Source organism: Rhizobium sp. CFBP 8762 (assembly GCF_014841565.1).
Taxonomy (GTDB): Bacteria; Pseudomonadota; Alphaproteobacteria; order Rhizobiales; family Rhizobiaceae; genus CFBP-8762.
Map to the genome: position 1 here is coordinate 178976 of NZ_JACYUD010000009.1, position 14016 is coordinate 192991.

General features: G+C 56.7%; 14 protein-coding genes. 6 read left to right on the forward strand and 8 right to left on the reverse strand.

The window, feature by feature from the left end:
- Nucleotides 1-94 precede the first annotated feature (94 nt).
- Nucleotides 95-808: a helix-turn-helix transcriptional regulator gene (locus IFT84_RS19180; protein WP_192122214.1), complete on the reverse strand. Its 714-nt coding sequence runs from the start codon at nucleotides 806-808 to the stop codon at nucleotides 95-97.
- Between the two features lie 350 nt (nucleotides 809-1158).
- Here IFT84_RS19180 and sciP point away from each other — a divergent pair, with 350 nt between their 5' ends.
- Complete coding sequence (gene sciP, locus IFT84_RS19185) at nucleotides 1159-1434, forward strand: CtrA inhibitor SciP (RefSeq protein ID WP_192122215.1); 276 nt, start codon at nucleotides 1159-1161, stop codon at nucleotides 1432-1434.
- A gap of 309 nt (nucleotides 1435-1743) precedes the next feature.
- Here sciP and IFT84_RS19190 read toward each other — a convergent pair whose 3' ends face one another.
- Nucleotides 1744-2094, reverse strand: a complete 351-nt coding sequence (locus tag IFT84_RS19190; protein WP_192122216.1) for a flagellar export protein FliJ — start codon at nucleotides 2092-2094, stop codon at nucleotides 1744-1746.
- A 439-nt stretch (nucleotides 2095-2533) separates the two neighbouring features.
- Here IFT84_RS19190 and ctrA point away from each other — a divergent pair, with 439 nt between their 5' ends.
- Nucleotides 2534-3232, forward strand: a complete 699-nt coding sequence (gene ctrA / locus IFT84_RS19195) for a response regulator transcription factor CtrA (protein WP_192122217.1) — start codon at nucleotides 2534-2536, stop codon at nucleotides 3230-3232.
- Nucleotides 3233-3555: 323 nt separating this feature from the next.
- On the opposite strand, the gene IFT84_RS19200 is transcribed toward ctrA, so the two are convergent.
- Together IFT84_RS19200 and chpT are read right to left on the reverse strand one after the other, a co-directional pair.
- Nucleotides 3556-3918: a response regulator gene (locus tag IFT84_RS19200; RefSeq protein ID WP_192122218.1), complete on the reverse strand. Its 363-nt coding sequence runs from the start codon at nucleotides 3916-3918 to the stop codon at nucleotides 3556-3558.
- Between the two features lie 98 nt (nucleotides 3919-4016).
- Complete coding sequence (chpT, locus tag IFT84_RS19205) at nucleotides 4017-4661, reverse strand: histidine phosphotransferase ChpT (RefSeq protein WP_192122219.1); 645 nt, start codon at nucleotides 4659-4661, stop codon at nucleotides 4017-4019.
- A 238-nt stretch (nucleotides 4662-4899) separates the two neighbouring features.
- Here chpT and IFT84_RS19210 point away from each other — a divergent pair, with 238 nt between their 5' ends.
- Together IFT84_RS19210 and IFT84_RS19215 are read left to right on the forward strand one after the other, a co-directional pair.
- On the forward strand, nucleotides 4900-5490 hold the full coding sequence (locus IFT84_RS19210; RefSeq protein WP_192122220.1) for a DUF1134 domain-containing protein: 591 nt from the start codon (nucleotides 4900-4902) through the stop codon (nucleotides 5488-5490).
- Nucleotides 5491-5546: 56 nt separating this feature from the next.
- On the forward strand, nucleotides 5547-6722 hold the full coding sequence (locus IFT84_RS19215; protein ID WP_206757421.1) for a hypothetical protein: 1176 nt from the start codon (nucleotides 5547-5549) through the stop codon (nucleotides 6720-6722).
- Between the two features lie 98 nt (nucleotides 6723-6820).
- Here IFT84_RS19215 and IFT84_RS19220 read toward each other — a convergent pair whose 3' ends face one another.
- Nucleotides 6821-7645 carry an RNA methyltransferase gene (locus tag IFT84_RS19220; RefSeq protein WP_192122222.1) on the reverse strand — a complete coding sequence of 275 codons (825 nt, stop codon included), beginning with the start codon at nucleotides 7643-7645 and terminating at the stop codon, nucleotides 6821-6823.
- Entirely contained in the window at nucleotides 7642-8043 is a 402-nt protein-coding gene (locus IFT84_RS19225) for a hypothetical protein (protein WP_192122223.1), read from the reverse strand. Before IFT84_RS19225 ends, IFT84_RS19220 begins: the two co-directional genes overlap by 4 nt.
- A 43-nt stretch (nucleotides 8044-8086) precedes the next feature.
- On the opposite strand from IFT84_RS19225, the gene IFT84_RS19230 reads away from it, so the two are divergent.
- On the forward strand, nucleotides 8087-9118 hold the full coding sequence (locus IFT84_RS19230; RefSeq protein ID WP_192122224.1) for an RluA family pseudouridine synthase: 1032 nt from the start codon (nucleotides 8087-8089) through the stop codon (nucleotides 9116-9118).
- A 213-nt stretch (nucleotides 9119-9331) separates the two neighbouring features.
- Complete coding sequence (gene rpoH / locus IFT84_RS19235) at nucleotides 9332-10237, forward strand: RNA polymerase sigma factor RpoH (RefSeq protein WP_192122225.1); 906 nt, start codon at nucleotides 9332-9334, stop codon at nucleotides 10235-10237.
- A gap of 162 nt (nucleotides 10238-10399) precedes the next feature.
- On the opposite strand, the gene IFT84_RS21360 is transcribed toward rpoH, so the two are convergent.
- Together IFT84_RS21360 and IFT84_RS19245 are read right to left on the reverse strand one after the other, a co-directional pair.
- Entirely contained in the window at nucleotides 10400-12514 is a 2115-nt protein-coding gene (locus tag IFT84_RS21360; RefSeq protein WP_197975605.1) for a hypothetical protein, read from the reverse strand.
- A 57-nt stretch (nucleotides 12515-12571) separates the two neighbouring features.
- The gene (locus IFT84_RS19245; protein ID WP_192122226.1) at nucleotides 12572-13882 is read right to left on the reverse strand and encodes an adenylosuccinate synthase; all 1311 of its coding nucleotides are present in this window, start codon (nucleotides 13880-13882) and stop codon (nucleotides 12572-12574) included.
- Between the last annotated feature and the right edge of the window lie 134 nt (nucleotides 13883-14016).

A 14016-nucleotide genomic window follows, 5' to 3' on the forward strand; every position in this document is an offset into this window, starting at 1 on the left:
AGGTGCCAAGCGTGGCGCAGTCTGAAACCGGCACACGGGTTGGGCTGTATATAGAAACTTGTCAGCCGCAGAGCAAGAAAAACGCGAATCGCTTTTAAATCAGTTTCAGCCGCATGGCCCGCGCGATGGCCTGCATGCGATTGACCGATTCGAGCTTGCGAACGGCACTTTTGAAATACGAGCTGACGGTGTTGCTGGAAATTCCCAGAATGATCGCGATTTCATCGCTGCTCTTTCCCGCTGCCGCCCACCGCAGGCACTCCAGTTCGCGGCTGCTCAGCCGCTCTTTCAGACCTTCGCTGTCGTTTGTGTCGAAGCCATCGAAAATTTCGACAAGCGCATAATACAGATGCGCCATATCATCATGATGCAGCGGCCCACGCCCGCCCGAAAGCGCCAGAAAATAGGGGTTACCATCCACCCCGTGCAGCCGCGCCGCCAGTGTATTGACAAAATCGGCAGCCCGAAACCGCCGATCGATGTGTTCGTTGAAGCCGGGTATCGCCAGCAAAGACGATGGCATGAAGACCGGAAGACCTGTGTGGCGAACCGCCTGCACCAGTTCACAAGCACCAAACGCACCGGTGGCGTTGTATTCGCGGACCAGATCGCCGGGCCAGTTGCAGACCATCACTTGCTGGGCAAAATGTTGATGGTCGCCGCCCGCAAAGCGCGCAATGACGAACCAGGAAAAATCAAACTGCAGCGCTACGGTTCGCAACTGATGCAACACTGCGTAATTCATATGGCCGCTGCCGCTCTCGACAGCGCCTTTTATGGCCGAACCAAATTTTTGAACGTCCGTCATCGTCGAACTGCGCACCGGTCATGAACTCGAAAAAGCGTCTTATCATCAATATGAGAGTTACCGTCGAGGGCCGAAAGAAAAAATAGGGTTTTTTATTGCTCATTCATGAACGGAAAACACCGCTGACTGCCGGGTTTGAAAGGCGTGTTTGATACACGCACATCCTTCTGATTGCAGGCTTTGTGCCGCTGTCTTTTCAGCAATTGAAACGTGACATTGAATCGCATTTATCAAGATTGCCAGCGAAGTCTCTCAAATTATTAGCGAAATGTTACTTGGGGCTTAGGCAATTATTAAATGTGGCACGCTAGGGTGCCTGCATGTGGTCTTGAGTGTGTGTAGAGAGTCCAATGACCGAGTTAGTACGACCCCGCGTAAAATATGTCATCGGCCCCGATGGCAGCCCGTTAACGATAGCCGACCTGCCACCGTCCAATACGCGGCGATGGGTTATCCGTCGAAAGGCTGAAGTCGTTGCCGCCGTACGCGGCGGGTTGCTGAGCCTTGAAGAAGCCTGTGCGCGTTATACGCTGACAGTGGAAGAATTCCTGTCATGGCAATCCTCAATCAATGATCATGGTCTGGCCGGTCTGCGCACGACGCGCATTCAGCAGTATCGCCACTAAGCCTATCGCGCATAGGGGTGAAACCGCTTATCGCTCCTGATGCTGCAGCGTGATGATGCGAGTGATTACAGCGACGGGCGCCAAACATGATGCGCAAAGGTCGCTGTAACAACTGCTTAAATTGATTCCGATTTAAGCAATTATGCAATAGTCAGAAAAAATAACCGATGTGATACTCATCACAGCGGTTGTTTACGTTTGAAGAGAAAACGCCAAGCGTTCAACGGAGGCGACACCACCCTGCACGCTCCGGCACCCGAAGTAGCCGCAACGTCCTGGATCGTTTCCGGCCCAGGACAAAGCGCTTATTCAAGCCCGCAAACGAACGGTAACATCCCGCTCTTCAAGGGCGGATGCCTTGGCGAACTCGGACTGCACATCTTCAAGGGCGAGTTCGGCAGCATCCTGTTGAACCTTCAGTTCCCGGATGGAAACCTGCAAGTTATCAGCACGCTGTCTGGCTGCCTTTGCGAATGTCGGATAGGCGAAGTGGTTCACATCGGTAATGCCGGATTTCTTTTCTTCAAAGACAATCTGGTTTTCCAACTCTTTCGCCATCCGCTCGAACTCAGACATCATCACCTGAAGTTGCCCCAGTTGACGTTGCTTTTCTCTCACCTGAAATTCTTTCAGGCGAACAAGGCTCTCACGTGACTTCATACGCAATACTCCGTGGATAGCGAGATCCCGGTTACCGGAATTCGGCCCGACCAACCGACCTCTGGGTGTCGGACCGGAAAAATTACCACGGTATTAACAAATACCGCTCCTTGGTAACCTTTCGTTTACGGGCATCGTTAATCATAGAGACGATCTTTTAAGGGTAAGTAAATGACGGACGCCAAATAACAGACTTCGGATTTGATGAGTCCGCAGAATCCCTTAACCACACCAGTTAAGGTTCTGCTTGAGAAGACGCGCCCGTGATTATTATGTAAAAACAGGAGAATGCCTTAAATTTTTAACTTGTTCGATACACCTTGCCAGAGTGAATCAGAATTTGTTAACCATTCCATGGCAGCCTCCAAATCAGGCAACGACTGGATCCGTATCGCGTAGGGGGCCATCGATACCTTAAGCGGCGGAAAAGGGGATAATTATGCGGGTTTTATTGATTGAAGACGACAGCGCGACAGCGCAGAGCATCGAATTGATGCTCAAGTCGGAAAGTTTTAACGTCTACACCACCGATTTGGGTGAAGAAGGTGTCGATCTCGGCAAGCTGTATGATTACGACATCATTCTGCTGGACCTGAACCTGCCGGACATGTCCGGATATGAAGTTTTGAGAACGCTGCGCCTGTCCAAGGTCAAAACGCCCATCCTGATTCTGTCGGGCATGGCGGGTATTGAAGACAAGGTGCGTGGTCTGGGCTTCGGCGCTGACGATTACATGACCAAGCCTTTCCACAAGGATGAGCTTGTTGCCCGCATTCATGCCATCGTTCGCCGTTCCAAGGGTCACGCCCAGTCGGTCATCTCCACCGGCGAACTGATTGTGAACCTCGATGCCAAGACCGTTGAAGTCGGCGGCCAGCGTGTGCACCTCACCGGCAAAGAATATCAGATGCTGGAGCTTCTTTCGCTCCGCAAGGGCACGACGCTCACCAAGGAAATGTTCCTGAACCACCTCTACGGCGGCATGGACGAGCCTGAACTGAAAATCATCGACGTGTTTATCTGCAAACTGCGCAAAAAACTGGCCAATGCCGCCGGTGGCGCAAACTATATCGAGACCGTCTGGGGCCGTGGCTATGTGCTGCGCGAGCCTGAAAGCGATTTCGCCGAAAGCGCCTGATTGGCCTGCCCGTTGCCTGAATTGAACCCGCCTCACCGGCGGGTTTTTTGTGAGTGCACGGCCTGGAACAAAAAAACGGCAGGATTACCCGCCGCCTTCATTTTCGTCACGGTATAACCGTTTGTACAAATAACGCGCGAGCGCGTTTGAACTCAAGACACCTAGAACTACAGTCATAGCGATTATCACATTGTGCTCGACTGAGTCGTATTCAAATATCCAGATCCTTTGGAAAACCAAAGTCAGGATAGCGACAAGCGCGGGGCAACCCACGACTGCGACGACGAAATCGATATGTCTGCGCAGAAGCAGCCACATGACGCTTACGCGGCGAGAGCCAGACCAGAAAATACGTTTTCCAGAATTTTGCGGTCGAATGGCTTGAGCAGAAAATCGTCGGCCCCTGCCCGCTTTCCCATCATCATCTTTTTAAGGTCAGCCTCGATCACGCAATAGTAGATACGCACCGATTTGCCATTGGGAAGACGCCGGATATTGGCAATCAGGTCCAGCGCACCGTCCATGCCTGCGTCGACGATCAGAATATCGGCAAGTTCCGCCTCGCACCGCGCCAGCGCTTCCAGCCCATTTGCGGCATCCGATACCAGAAACCCCATGCCGGACAAAATTCTCATGCCGACTTTGCGGACGACGTCCGAATCATCAGCAATCATCAACCGTCGCATGCTTGCCTCCTTCAACTCATCCCGAACGCGTAAGTAATGACACTAACAATCCAAACGCGTTTTAGCAAACCATACCTTAGCAGACTCTCGTATTATCTTCAGGCGGCCATTCGTGCCGAAAACCGGATTTCCTCGGGCGTGGAGGTCACATCCAGCGCCATCCCGGCTTCATCGGCCAGCAGCACCGTGTAGTAGGGCTGAATGGTATGGGCATCGACAGCTTCTTCCAGCTGGGTGCGCAGCAACTCCACGAAGCGAGGTGGCACACGCATCATCTTGCCTGTGGCAACGATGGTAAATTCGGCATCCTGCTCTGGATTTTGCAGGGTAATATCCAGGATGCCACCGCGCGGAATAGCGCCATAGGCAATCAGAAACAGGTTGAGGAGCAGCTTGACGCGGTTTTTAGGAATAATCGCGCGTGGGCCATTCCAGATGACCTCGGTTTTCTTCTCGGCCGCAGCGAAATCCTTTGCGGCTTTTTCCGCTTCGCCCGTGTCGATGGACGCGCCGACCGACCCGGATGCACCGAAGGCAAGACGGGCAAATTTCAGCCGCACGGAGGCATTGAGTGCGCTACTACGGATGAGGTCCATGGCATCCTCGTCGGCACCGCCCTCATCCAGAAGTTCAAGACCGTTGTTGATAGCGCCGACCGGCGAAATAATATCGTGACATACGCGGCTGCACAGAAGGGCAGCAAGGTCCGGCCCGGTCAGTGTCAGGTTTGGATTTTTACCCATGGTCTTTCCTTCAGTGTCTTCGTCCGGCGTCAGATTGGGCATCGCGATGCGCGTCCGTCATGCCTGGCAGCGGCCCGGGACCCAAAGCCCGCGTCTGAACCATAATGACACCACATTTGGTAAACCGATTGTTAAGATGATAGCGTCAAATTGTGATGAACGGCAGGAATACGCATGTCCGATGTGATTCCAGCTTTGCAGCAGGTTCGCTCACGGTCTTTTCGCTACGGAGGATAATATGGCTCAGCTATCGAACTGTGGTAAGCGCGCTCTTGCGGGTCTGGCTTTGATATTATCCTGTGTGCTCTCGCTGGCAACGACAGGCCATGCACAGCAGGCTAACAACTCCACCTACTCGATGCGGGAAATCGTGGACGAGGGAAATTCGTTCTTTGGCAGCGCGTCCGGCGATCTGGCCAAGGTTGTCGAGCGCGCCTTCTCGCAATACGGCCTGCCCAACGGCTATATTCTGGGGCAAGAGGGCTCCGGTTCGTTCTTTGCCGGCGCAACCTACGGCGAAGGCCGGCTGAATACGAAAAATGCGGGTCGCCTGCCCGTCTACTGGCAAGGCCCGTCGCTCGGTTTCGACTGGGGCGGACAGGGTAGCCGCACCATGATGCTGGTCTACAACCTGCCGCACGTCAACAGCATCTATTCGCGGTTCGGCGGCGTCTCCGGCTCGGCCTATGTGGTGGCGGGCGTTGGCATGACGGTGCTGACCTACAACAACGTCGTCATCGTTCCCATTCGCACCGGTGTCGGCGCGCGTCTGGGCGTGAATATCGGCTATCTGAAAATGACGCCGAAACCGACATGGAATCCCTTCTGACGGAACGTCTCGATACTTACCTCACACCCAAATTGCAAACCTGAATTGGTACGATTTTGATACAGTTGGCTCTTCTGTTTGCTTTGGGATTTCTGACCGCCGCCCTTCTCGGGCTGCTGCTGGCACCCGCTGTCTACCGCCGCATCGTCCGCTTTGCCGAAGACCGGCTGCGGGAAACAACGCCGCTGAAAGCACAGGAAGTGCGCGGCGAGATCGATATGGCCCGCGCCAACTATGCCGCAGAAACGGCCAAGGCCACCATTGCGCTGAGGGTAGAACGCGATAAACGCACCGCTCTCACTCTGGAAGCCATATCGCTCAACAAACGCATGTCGGAACTGGACGCAAACAACGCGGATTTAACGGCGCACGCAACAGAGCTGACCGATGAAATTAGCAGCCTTCGCGCTTCAATGCGTCAGGCAGAGCAACATCACGAACGCCTGAAAGAGGCTCTAACTGCCGCTGAAGACGATAATATCGTCAAGCGCGATGAAATTGAAACCCTGACGAAACGGGTGGAAACCGCAAGCATGCGGCTCGAATCCGCAAATGCGGATGTCGCCCTGCGCGACAGCGAAATACAGACGCTGTATACCCGCATCTCGGCGCTGCGCGAAGAACGTGAGGGCCTGCGCCGTGATACGAAGGCGTTGAACGAACGCCTGCGGGCAGCCGACGTTCGGCTTGCGCGTGACGAGCAGAAGGCACTGGCCTTGCAGGAAAAGCTGTCCGCCGACATGGCGGCAGCAGCTGACCGGGAAACCGCGCTTGAACGACAGGCTCAGGACATTGCTCGGTTGCGCGCCCGTCTGGACGCGTTGAACGGTCTGCAAGCACAAGCTGAATCCCAAGCCGAAACCCAAGCCCAAATCAAAGACGCACGCAGCACAATACACGACGCGCCGCCTCTGGCTGACGGTGCCAGCGGGCAGTATACGTCAGAGGACAGAATGAAAAAGCTTGATTTGAAGCAACTGGCAGACGATGCGCGCGACCGCGCGGCCGCCTTGAGCGAAACACTGACGCAGGGCACACCTAAAGATGATGCAGCCTTGCGAAACGAGGTGGCGGAAATTGCTGCCCGCATGATTGCGCTGACCGCTGCCAAGGAAGGAGCAGACAGCCCGATCCGCCCGCTGCTGCGCACCCGCAATCAGAACAGAAAACGCAAGGGCAAAACGCTTGCCGCGCGGGCCGAAGACGTCCTCAATCAAACGGAAAAAGTTTAGAGCATATTTCGACCGGAGCGAAGCGAGGATCGAAAATAAAATGCTTTTCAAACAGGATGTTAGAGCGCCGATCTGATCCGGTCAGATCGGAAAACGCTCTAAACCAGCCCTTTGAGGCGGGCCACTTCATGCAGGGCGATTCCGGTCGCCGTTGCAACGTTCAAACTGTCAAGACCCGGCCTTTGCCGTATGCGCGCCGTTTGAATGGTTTGCATCACCGCCTCGGGAAGCCCCTCGCCCTCGGTTCCCATCACCAGCGCGATGCGCGGGGTTGCAGGAATATCGCGAATATCCACCGCGCCCCTTGGCGACAGACCCCAGAGCTCAAATCCCTGACCGGTCAAGTCTTGGAGGATATCCGCAATCGCGCTACCCCGTGCAAAGGGCACCTTCAACACCGCGCCCACGGACACGCGGATCGCTTTGCGATATAGGGGATCGCAGCAGGTTTCATCCAGCAGAACGCCATCGGCACCGAAGGCTGCCGCGTTGCGAAACAGCGAACCGATGTTGTCGTGGTTGGAAAGGCCGCAGGCGACCAGCACAAGGCTGGACGCTGGCAAGGAATCAAGCATATCCGCCCGACCCGGCCTATGTGCAGAACTGCCAAGAGCCAGAATACCCCGGTGCATATGAAACCCGGCAATTTCATCGAACACCGTGCCGCTTGCCACATAGACCGGAATATCCGCAGACAGATGGTCCAGAATATCACGAAGACCGTCAACGCGGTTTTCCAGCAGCAACACGGACCGGGTGGTGAAGCCCGTGCCAGCCGCATGCGCATCCACCAACATGCGCAGTACCACTTTGCCTTCCGCGATAAAGAGCCCGTCCCGGCCCGTCAGATCCCGCTCACGTATGCTGCGGAAGGCAGCGATCCGCGGGTCGTCAGGGTCTGAGATGCGGATGAGTCCGCTCACCGTTCACCCAGCGTCACGGTCGTCAGAATACGCTGCGTCACAATATCAAACACGATGGCCTGCCGTGTGCCCGCCGGTGCCGTGCCGTAAAACAGGATCTGGCTGCCGGATAACGAGACATCGCTCACCGTAAAACCCGCTGGCAGGGCAGCCAGCGCCTGCGGCGGCAGCGGCGCCGCCGACCCCTCGGTTTTCAAGGCTTGGGTCGCCAAGGCTTGGGTAGCGGCTGCACGTCCGGGTGCAGTCACCTTGTAGACAATTGCGCCAAGGACAGCCATAAGGCTGATAATCATGATGCTGGCAGAAATGAGCTGTAGGCGCACCATCCGTCGGCGAACATTTTCAATGGCCGGGTCCAGCGGCTTATCTTCCTGTTCGTCTGGTTGCAGATTTGACATGACGGGCCTTTTTCTAAAATGACGGCGATGGGATGCTGACGATATGAACGACCCCTTTAAACAAGCTTCGGCCAATAGAAAAGTCCTGACTGCGGATGAGGACGCCGAGGGTCGGCTTGATTCGTTCCTGACGGCAGCGCTGGAGGGAGAATTCTCCCGCAACCGCATCAAAAGCCTGATTGAGCAGAACGCGGTTACCATCAACGGCAAGGTGGTGAGCGAGCCCAAGCGCAAGGTGCAGCCGGGTGACGAGATCGTCATCGACATGCCGGAGCCCGAAGACCCGGAACCAAAAGGCGAAGATATTCCTCTCGACGTGCTCTACGAGGATGATGACCTGATTGTTCTGGTCAAGCCTGCGGGGCTGGTGGTGCATCCGGGCGCGGGCAACTGGACCGGCACCCTCGTCAACGCACTCATCCACCATTGTGGGGCAACCTTGTCCGGGATCGGTGGCGTCAAACGCCCCGGCATCGTCCACCGGCTGGACAAGGAAACCAGCGGCGTCATGGTTGCCGCCAAGAACGATGCCGCCCATCGCCACCTCTCCGATCAGTTCGCCGATCACGGCCGCACCGGACCGCTGGAGCGCGCCTACAAGGCGGTCGTCTGGGGCCGCCCGCGCCAGCTCAAGGGTACAATCGACGCACCACTTGGCCGCGCCGGAGACCGCACGAAACGCGCCGTGAAACGCGAAGATGCCGACGACGCACGCGAAGCCATTACCCATTACACCGTGGTGGAGCGCCATGTAGAAAAACCCGATGGCACGGCACTGGCCTCCACCATCGAATGCCATCTGGAAACCGGGCGCACGCACCAGATTCGCGTGCATATGGCCCATATCGGCCACCCGCTGATCGGCGACCCGGAATATGGCGCGGCATTCCGCACAAAGGCCAATCTGCTGCCGGATCCTGCCAAGGTGGTCGTCAGCCAGTTCCCCCGTCAGGCGCTCCATGCGTTCATGTTGCAGTTCGAGCATCCCTCCACTGGCGAGGTCATGCACTTCGAATCGCCCATGCCACAGGATATGGAAGAGCTTGTCAAAGCGCTGCAGAAGGCCAGGCTGTGAGCGCGTACTGCGCCGCCTCTTGAAAGCAAGCAAGCGCATCTACACTTCTAGGACAGAAAACAGACGCACAACTCGGGTTCGATTTCACAGGAACGTGAAACCGGATTCCTTGAATCATGCCCGCAACATTCTTATCTTAGACCTCCATGGGAGACTTCCCGTGCTGCCGCCTGCCAATGATGGGGGACGGCAAGAGCTGAGAAAGGGTGCTTCATGGCCCGTAGTTACCTACCTTCGATTACCGCCGGTGAAGGCGGTCTGAATCGTTATCTGGACGAAATTCGCAAGTTCCCCATGCTGGAGCCGCAGGAAGAGTATATGCTCGCCAAGCGCTACCAAGAGCATGATGACCGCAAGGCAGCGCACCGCCTCGTTACCAGCCATTTGCGTCTCGTAGCCAAGATTGCCATGGGCTATCGCGGCTACGGCCTGCCCATCGGCGAAGTTGTGTCCGAAGGCAATGTTGGCCTGATGCAGGCCGTGAAGAAGTTTGACCCTGAGCGCGGCTTCCGTCTCGCCACCTATGCCATGTGGTGGATCAAGGCTTCCATTCAGGAATATATCCTGCGCTCATGGTCGCTCGTAAAAATGGGTACGACCGCCAACCAAAAGCGTCTGTTCTTCAACCTGCGTCGGCTCAAAGGTCGTATTCAGGCGCTCGAAGAAGGTGATCTCAAGCCCGAACAAGTGGCTGAAATTGCAACCACGCTGAAGGTATCGGAGGAAGAGGTCATTTCGATGAACCGCCGCCTGTCCGGTGATGCGTCCCTGAACGCGCCGATCAAGGCCAGCGAAGGCGAATCCGGCCAGTGGCAGGATTGGCTGGTGGATGATTCTGAAAGCCAGGAAGCGGTTCTGATAGAACAAGACGAGATGGAAAACCGCCGCTCGTTGCTGACCAACGCCATGGGTGTACTGAACGACCGCGAACGTCGCATCTTTACCGCACGCCGCTTGTCGGAAGAGCCGATTACTTTGGAAGACCTGTCCAGCGAATTTGATATCAGCCGCGAGCGTGTTCGCCAGATCGAGGTTCGCGCGTTTGAAAAAGTTCAGGACTCGGTTCGCAAAGAGGCACTAGCCAGAGCGCAGGCGCTCCGGGTCGTTGAAGACGCCTGATAAGAAAGAGCCTTACGCAAGAAAAACCCCGGTCATGCCGGGGTTTTTGATATCTAGAGCGCTGTTCGATCTAATTGAATCAGATCGGCGCTCTGATTCCTTTGACTGAAAGCATAATCTTGTCGATCCTCGTTTCACTCCGGTCGGATTATGCTCTAGCTTTTACTGTGCCGCCGGTGCGGCTGGCCATGCCTGGATAGCCTTGTTGAACGCGTCCGTACCGGACTGTCCCTTCTCCAGCGTGAGCAATGCGCGCCGACCATTGCGGTAGATCACGGGAATATCGATCCACGACCGGTTTTTCAGCAGGTCCAGATTGGTCCGCACCGCTTCCGGTAGATCGTTCAGCGCAATCATGTGGAAGTCCTCGGTGATTTTTGCGGGAATTCCGATCAAAGGATCACCGCGATCTTGCTCCGTGCGCTTCATCGCAACACGCTGCACGGTTTCAACGCCACCACCTTCAAAGTTCTGCGGCAGGGAGAAACCAAACTCGATGATATGGCTTGCAGGCAATGTAGAGTCGGTGTTGCGTTTGATGGTGATGAGCGCTGTGACCCCGCGATCCGGTACGCTTGCCTGTGCCTTGATCACTGGCTCGGCAGGGCCGCCCTCATCGGGGACCTCGTTCTCCAGCGTCCAGACAACTCTGCCCTCCAGTGCCAAAGGTGCAGCCTGGCCCAGCTTTTCCTCATACAGAAACATTTTCTGGCCACCTGTCGGAAGAGCCTGCGTTGTCGCCGGTATTTGTTCGGCGGGTGTGGCAGGCTGCCCGGCAGCAGGCTCCCCGGCAGGAGCAACGCCCTGCGCTGGTGGCGGCACCGTACCGGATTCATTTTGTGCTGCGACAGACTTGCCTTCCGCCACTTCAACCGTGCCGGTCGCCGGACCCGGATCGATCTCCGTTCCGTCCGGCTGTAGCCGTTGATTGAATTTACCGGTGACACCAGCCGGCGCATTATGGTCTTCGGAGCCAAGATTACTACCCGTTTCGGTAGGTGTCGTAGCCGCCGGTGTTGTTTCCGCCGGCGTATCGGATGACGGCGCAAACAGACCTGTTACCATGGTATTCAGTTCATCGCGCCTGTCCCAATAGGCGTAGCCGAGGCCAGCCACGCCGCCAACCAGCAACAGCACAATCAAACCTGCGATCAGTCCCTTGCGGGACCGCCTTGGTTCCGGTGACAGGGGAATAGGGCCAAGCCGGGTGGCCATTTCAGTGGCACTCGGTTCTGTATCAGCTGTCAGAGACCGCTCATCCCCGCGCGGGGCATTCAGAACCTCGTCAAACTCATCCCAACCGGTTTTGCTATTTCCGTTTGCGTCACTTTTATCGACCGGCCATGCCCAGACTTCATCCAAACTATCGGTTGAAACCGCATCCGCGTTTCGCGTTTGGGCCGGAAGGGTATCGTCAAAAGATGGCTGCTGTGATTGCCCTGTCAGCGGCTGCGCATCGTCCGCGGCCTGAACCGTCAGGTCACCGTAATCCTCAAATGCTTTTGTCTCGTCGAAATGGATGGAACTTGCGGGCACGTCACCACTGGCTGGCGCTGCCAGATCGCCGTCCACATCCGGCGCATTCCATTCCGATTCTTCCCAGTCGCGTGTTTCCGGCGCGTCGCCCAGATGCGCCGATACGGGTACATCCGCGGCGCTGCTTTGCAGATGATAGTCCGGCAGCGTTTCAGGCTTGGCACTTGGGTCTTCGGCCGGCACATCAACGACCGGCTGCGCCGGCTGCTCAATCTCTTCGGTGGGTGCATCGTCGTCGGAATCGTCGCCTGTATCAGGCCAGTCGCTATAGCCGTGATCGGACGGAACGTCCTCCTCTACGACCTCGTCCTGCTTGTCGGGTGCAGCCTCGTACACCAACGGCTCCGGCTCGTCAGCAGGTGCTTCGTACACGGGTTCCGGTTCTACTGGCTCCACAACTGTGGGCTCGGGCTCGGGCTCGGGCTCGGGCTCGGGCTCGGGCTCGGGCTCGGGCTCGGGAGTATATGGCTCAGCGATGGCATCGCTGGCAACAGGCGCTGCAACGTCATCTTCCTCAAGCGCTGGCAGGGCTTCGGCGTATTCACCCTCCACCTCGGTGATGGCCGCCTCCAGCTTGGACATCTGCCGCTGGATCATATCCTCCGGCGGCTGGGGCTTCATGTTTTCAAGCTGTCGGCGTACAGCGCCTCTGGCCTTTTCGTAGACCTTATCCCGCATGTCGGGATTATTGTCCGACAAGCCATCAACGGCTCTTCGAATAACTGCTACAAAATCGGCCATCGGAACTTTCTCGTCTTGTCCGGTGTATGCGCACCTGAGATCATTGTTTCCAAAAGATTAGTCTTCAAACGGGTCCGTAACAAGTATGGTATCGTCACGTTCCGGGCTGGTGGACAACAGAGCCACCGGTGCGCCAATTAGTTCTTCTACCTGACGCACATATTTGATGGCTTGTGCAGGAAGGTCGGCCCATTTGCGTGCGCCAACGGTCGATTCTTTCCAGCCTTCCAGCGTGATGTAGACCGGCTCTACCCGCGCCTGCTGCGCCTGGCTCGCTGGGAGATGGTCCAGCGTCTCGCCATCAAGCTTGTAGCCGACGCAGATTTTGAGTTCGTCCAGACCGTCCAGCACATCGAGCTTCGTCAAGGCGATACCCGTAATGCCATTGACGGCAACCGACTGGCGCACCAGCGCCGCATCAAACCAGCCGCACCGACGCTTGCGGCCCGTAACCGTGCCGAACTCGTGGCCCTTTTCACCCAGAAACTGGCCGATTTCATCGTGCAATTCCGTTGGGAAAGGCCCCTCACCCACGCGGGTCGTATAGGCCTTGGTGATGCCCAGAATATACCCCAACGACCCTGGCCCCATGCCCGAACCGGCTGCCGCCTGACCGGCAACAGTATTGGATGAGGTCACAAACGGGTAGGTTCCGTGGTCGATATCAAGCAGCGTGCCCTGCGCGCCCTCAAACAGGATGCGCGAACCCTGACGACGCTCCCGGTCCAGCAGCGACCAGATCGTATCCATGTAGGGCAGAACCCGCTCGGCAACGGAAGACAGTTCGTCCATGATCGTTGCGTGGCTGATTTCCGCTTCGCCCAAGCCGCGACGCAGCGCGTTGTGGTGTGTCAAAAGACGGTCGACCTTGGCCGACAGATCATCGAGATTGGCAAGGTCCATAACGCGGATGGCGCGGCGGCCAACCTTGTCCTCATAGGCCGGACCGATGCCACGGCGGGTGGTGCCAATCTTCGTTCCGCTGTTTGCCCCATGGGCAGACGCAGCATCTTCGCGGATGCCGTCGAGTTCACGGTGAAGCGACAGGATCAACGTTGCATTGTCGGCAATGCGCAGGTTCTCCGGCGTGATAACCACACCCTGCTTGGCCAGCTTATCGATTTCCGCGCACAAGGCGTGTGGATCAATCACCACGCCATTCCCAATCACGGCCTTTTTGCCGGGCCGCACGACGCCGGAGGGAAGCAGAGACAGCTTGTAGCTGGTGCCGTCTATCACAAGGGTATGGCCTGCATTGTGACCGCCCTGAAAGCGCACAACGATGTCGGCGCGTTCGGACAGCCAGTCGACAATCTTGCCCTTGCCTTCGTCACCCCACTGCGATCCGACTACCACCACATTCGTCATGTCAGCTTTCCTGTGCAACGCGCCGTCTTGCGCTCTTCAAAACCCGCGCATCTATACTGTGTTAACGCTGCGAAAGCTATTGCGTTATCAACGGGTTTTTTGCCTTTTTACCCGTGTTTTGGCGGGGTTAGATA

What these genes read in the sequence shown, in the direction of transcription:
- IFT84_RS19180 (WP_192122214.1), bottom strand. Translation starts at nt 808, where the DNA reads ATGACGGACGTTCAAAAATTTGGTTCGGCCATAAAAGGCGCTGTCGAG.
- sciP (WP_192122215.1), top strand. Translation starts at nt 1,159, where the DNA reads ATGACCGAGTTAGTACGACCCCGCGTAAAATATGTCATCGGCCCCGAT.
- IFT84_RS19190 (WP_192122216.1), bottom strand. Translation starts at nt 2,094, where the DNA reads ATGAAGTCACGTGAGAGCCTTGTTCGCCTGAAAGAATTTCAGGTGAGA.
- ctrA (WP_192122217.1), top strand. Translation starts at nt 2,534, where the DNA reads ATGCGGGTTTTATTGATTGAAGACGACAGCGCGACAGCGCAGAGCATC.
- IFT84_RS19200 (WP_192122218.1), bottom strand. Translation starts at nt 3,918, where the DNA reads ATGCGACGGTTGATGATTGCTGATGATTCGGACGTCGTCCGCAAAGTC.
- chpT (WP_192122219.1), bottom strand. Translation starts at nt 4,661, where the DNA reads ATGGGTAAAAATCCAAACCTGACACTGACCGGGCCGGACCTTGCTGCC.
- IFT84_RS19210 (WP_192122220.1), top strand. Translation starts at nt 4,900, where the DNA reads ATGGCTCAGCTATCGAACTGTGGTAAGCGCGCTCTTGCGGGTCTGGCT.
- IFT84_RS19225 (WP_192122223.1), bottom strand. Translation starts at nt 8,043, where the DNA reads ATGTCAAATCTGCAACCAGACGAACAGGAAGATAAGCCGCTGGACCCG.
- IFT84_RS19230 (WP_192122224.1), top strand. Translation starts at nt 8,087, where the DNA reads ATGAACGACCCCTTTAAACAAGCTTCGGCCAATAGAAAAGTCCTGACT.
- rpoH (WP_192122225.1), top strand. Translation starts at nt 9,332, where the DNA reads ATGGCCCGTAGTTACCTACCTTCGATTACCGCCGGTGAAGGCGGTCTG.
- IFT84_RS21360 (WP_197975605.1), bottom strand. Translation starts at nt 12,514, where the DNA reads ATGGCCGATTTTGTAGCAGTTATTCGAAGAGCCGTTGATGGCTTGTCG.
- IFT84_RS19245 (WP_192122226.1), bottom strand. Translation starts at nt 13,882, where the DNA reads ATGACGAATGTGGTGGTAGTCGGATCGCAGTGGGGTGACGAAGGCAAG.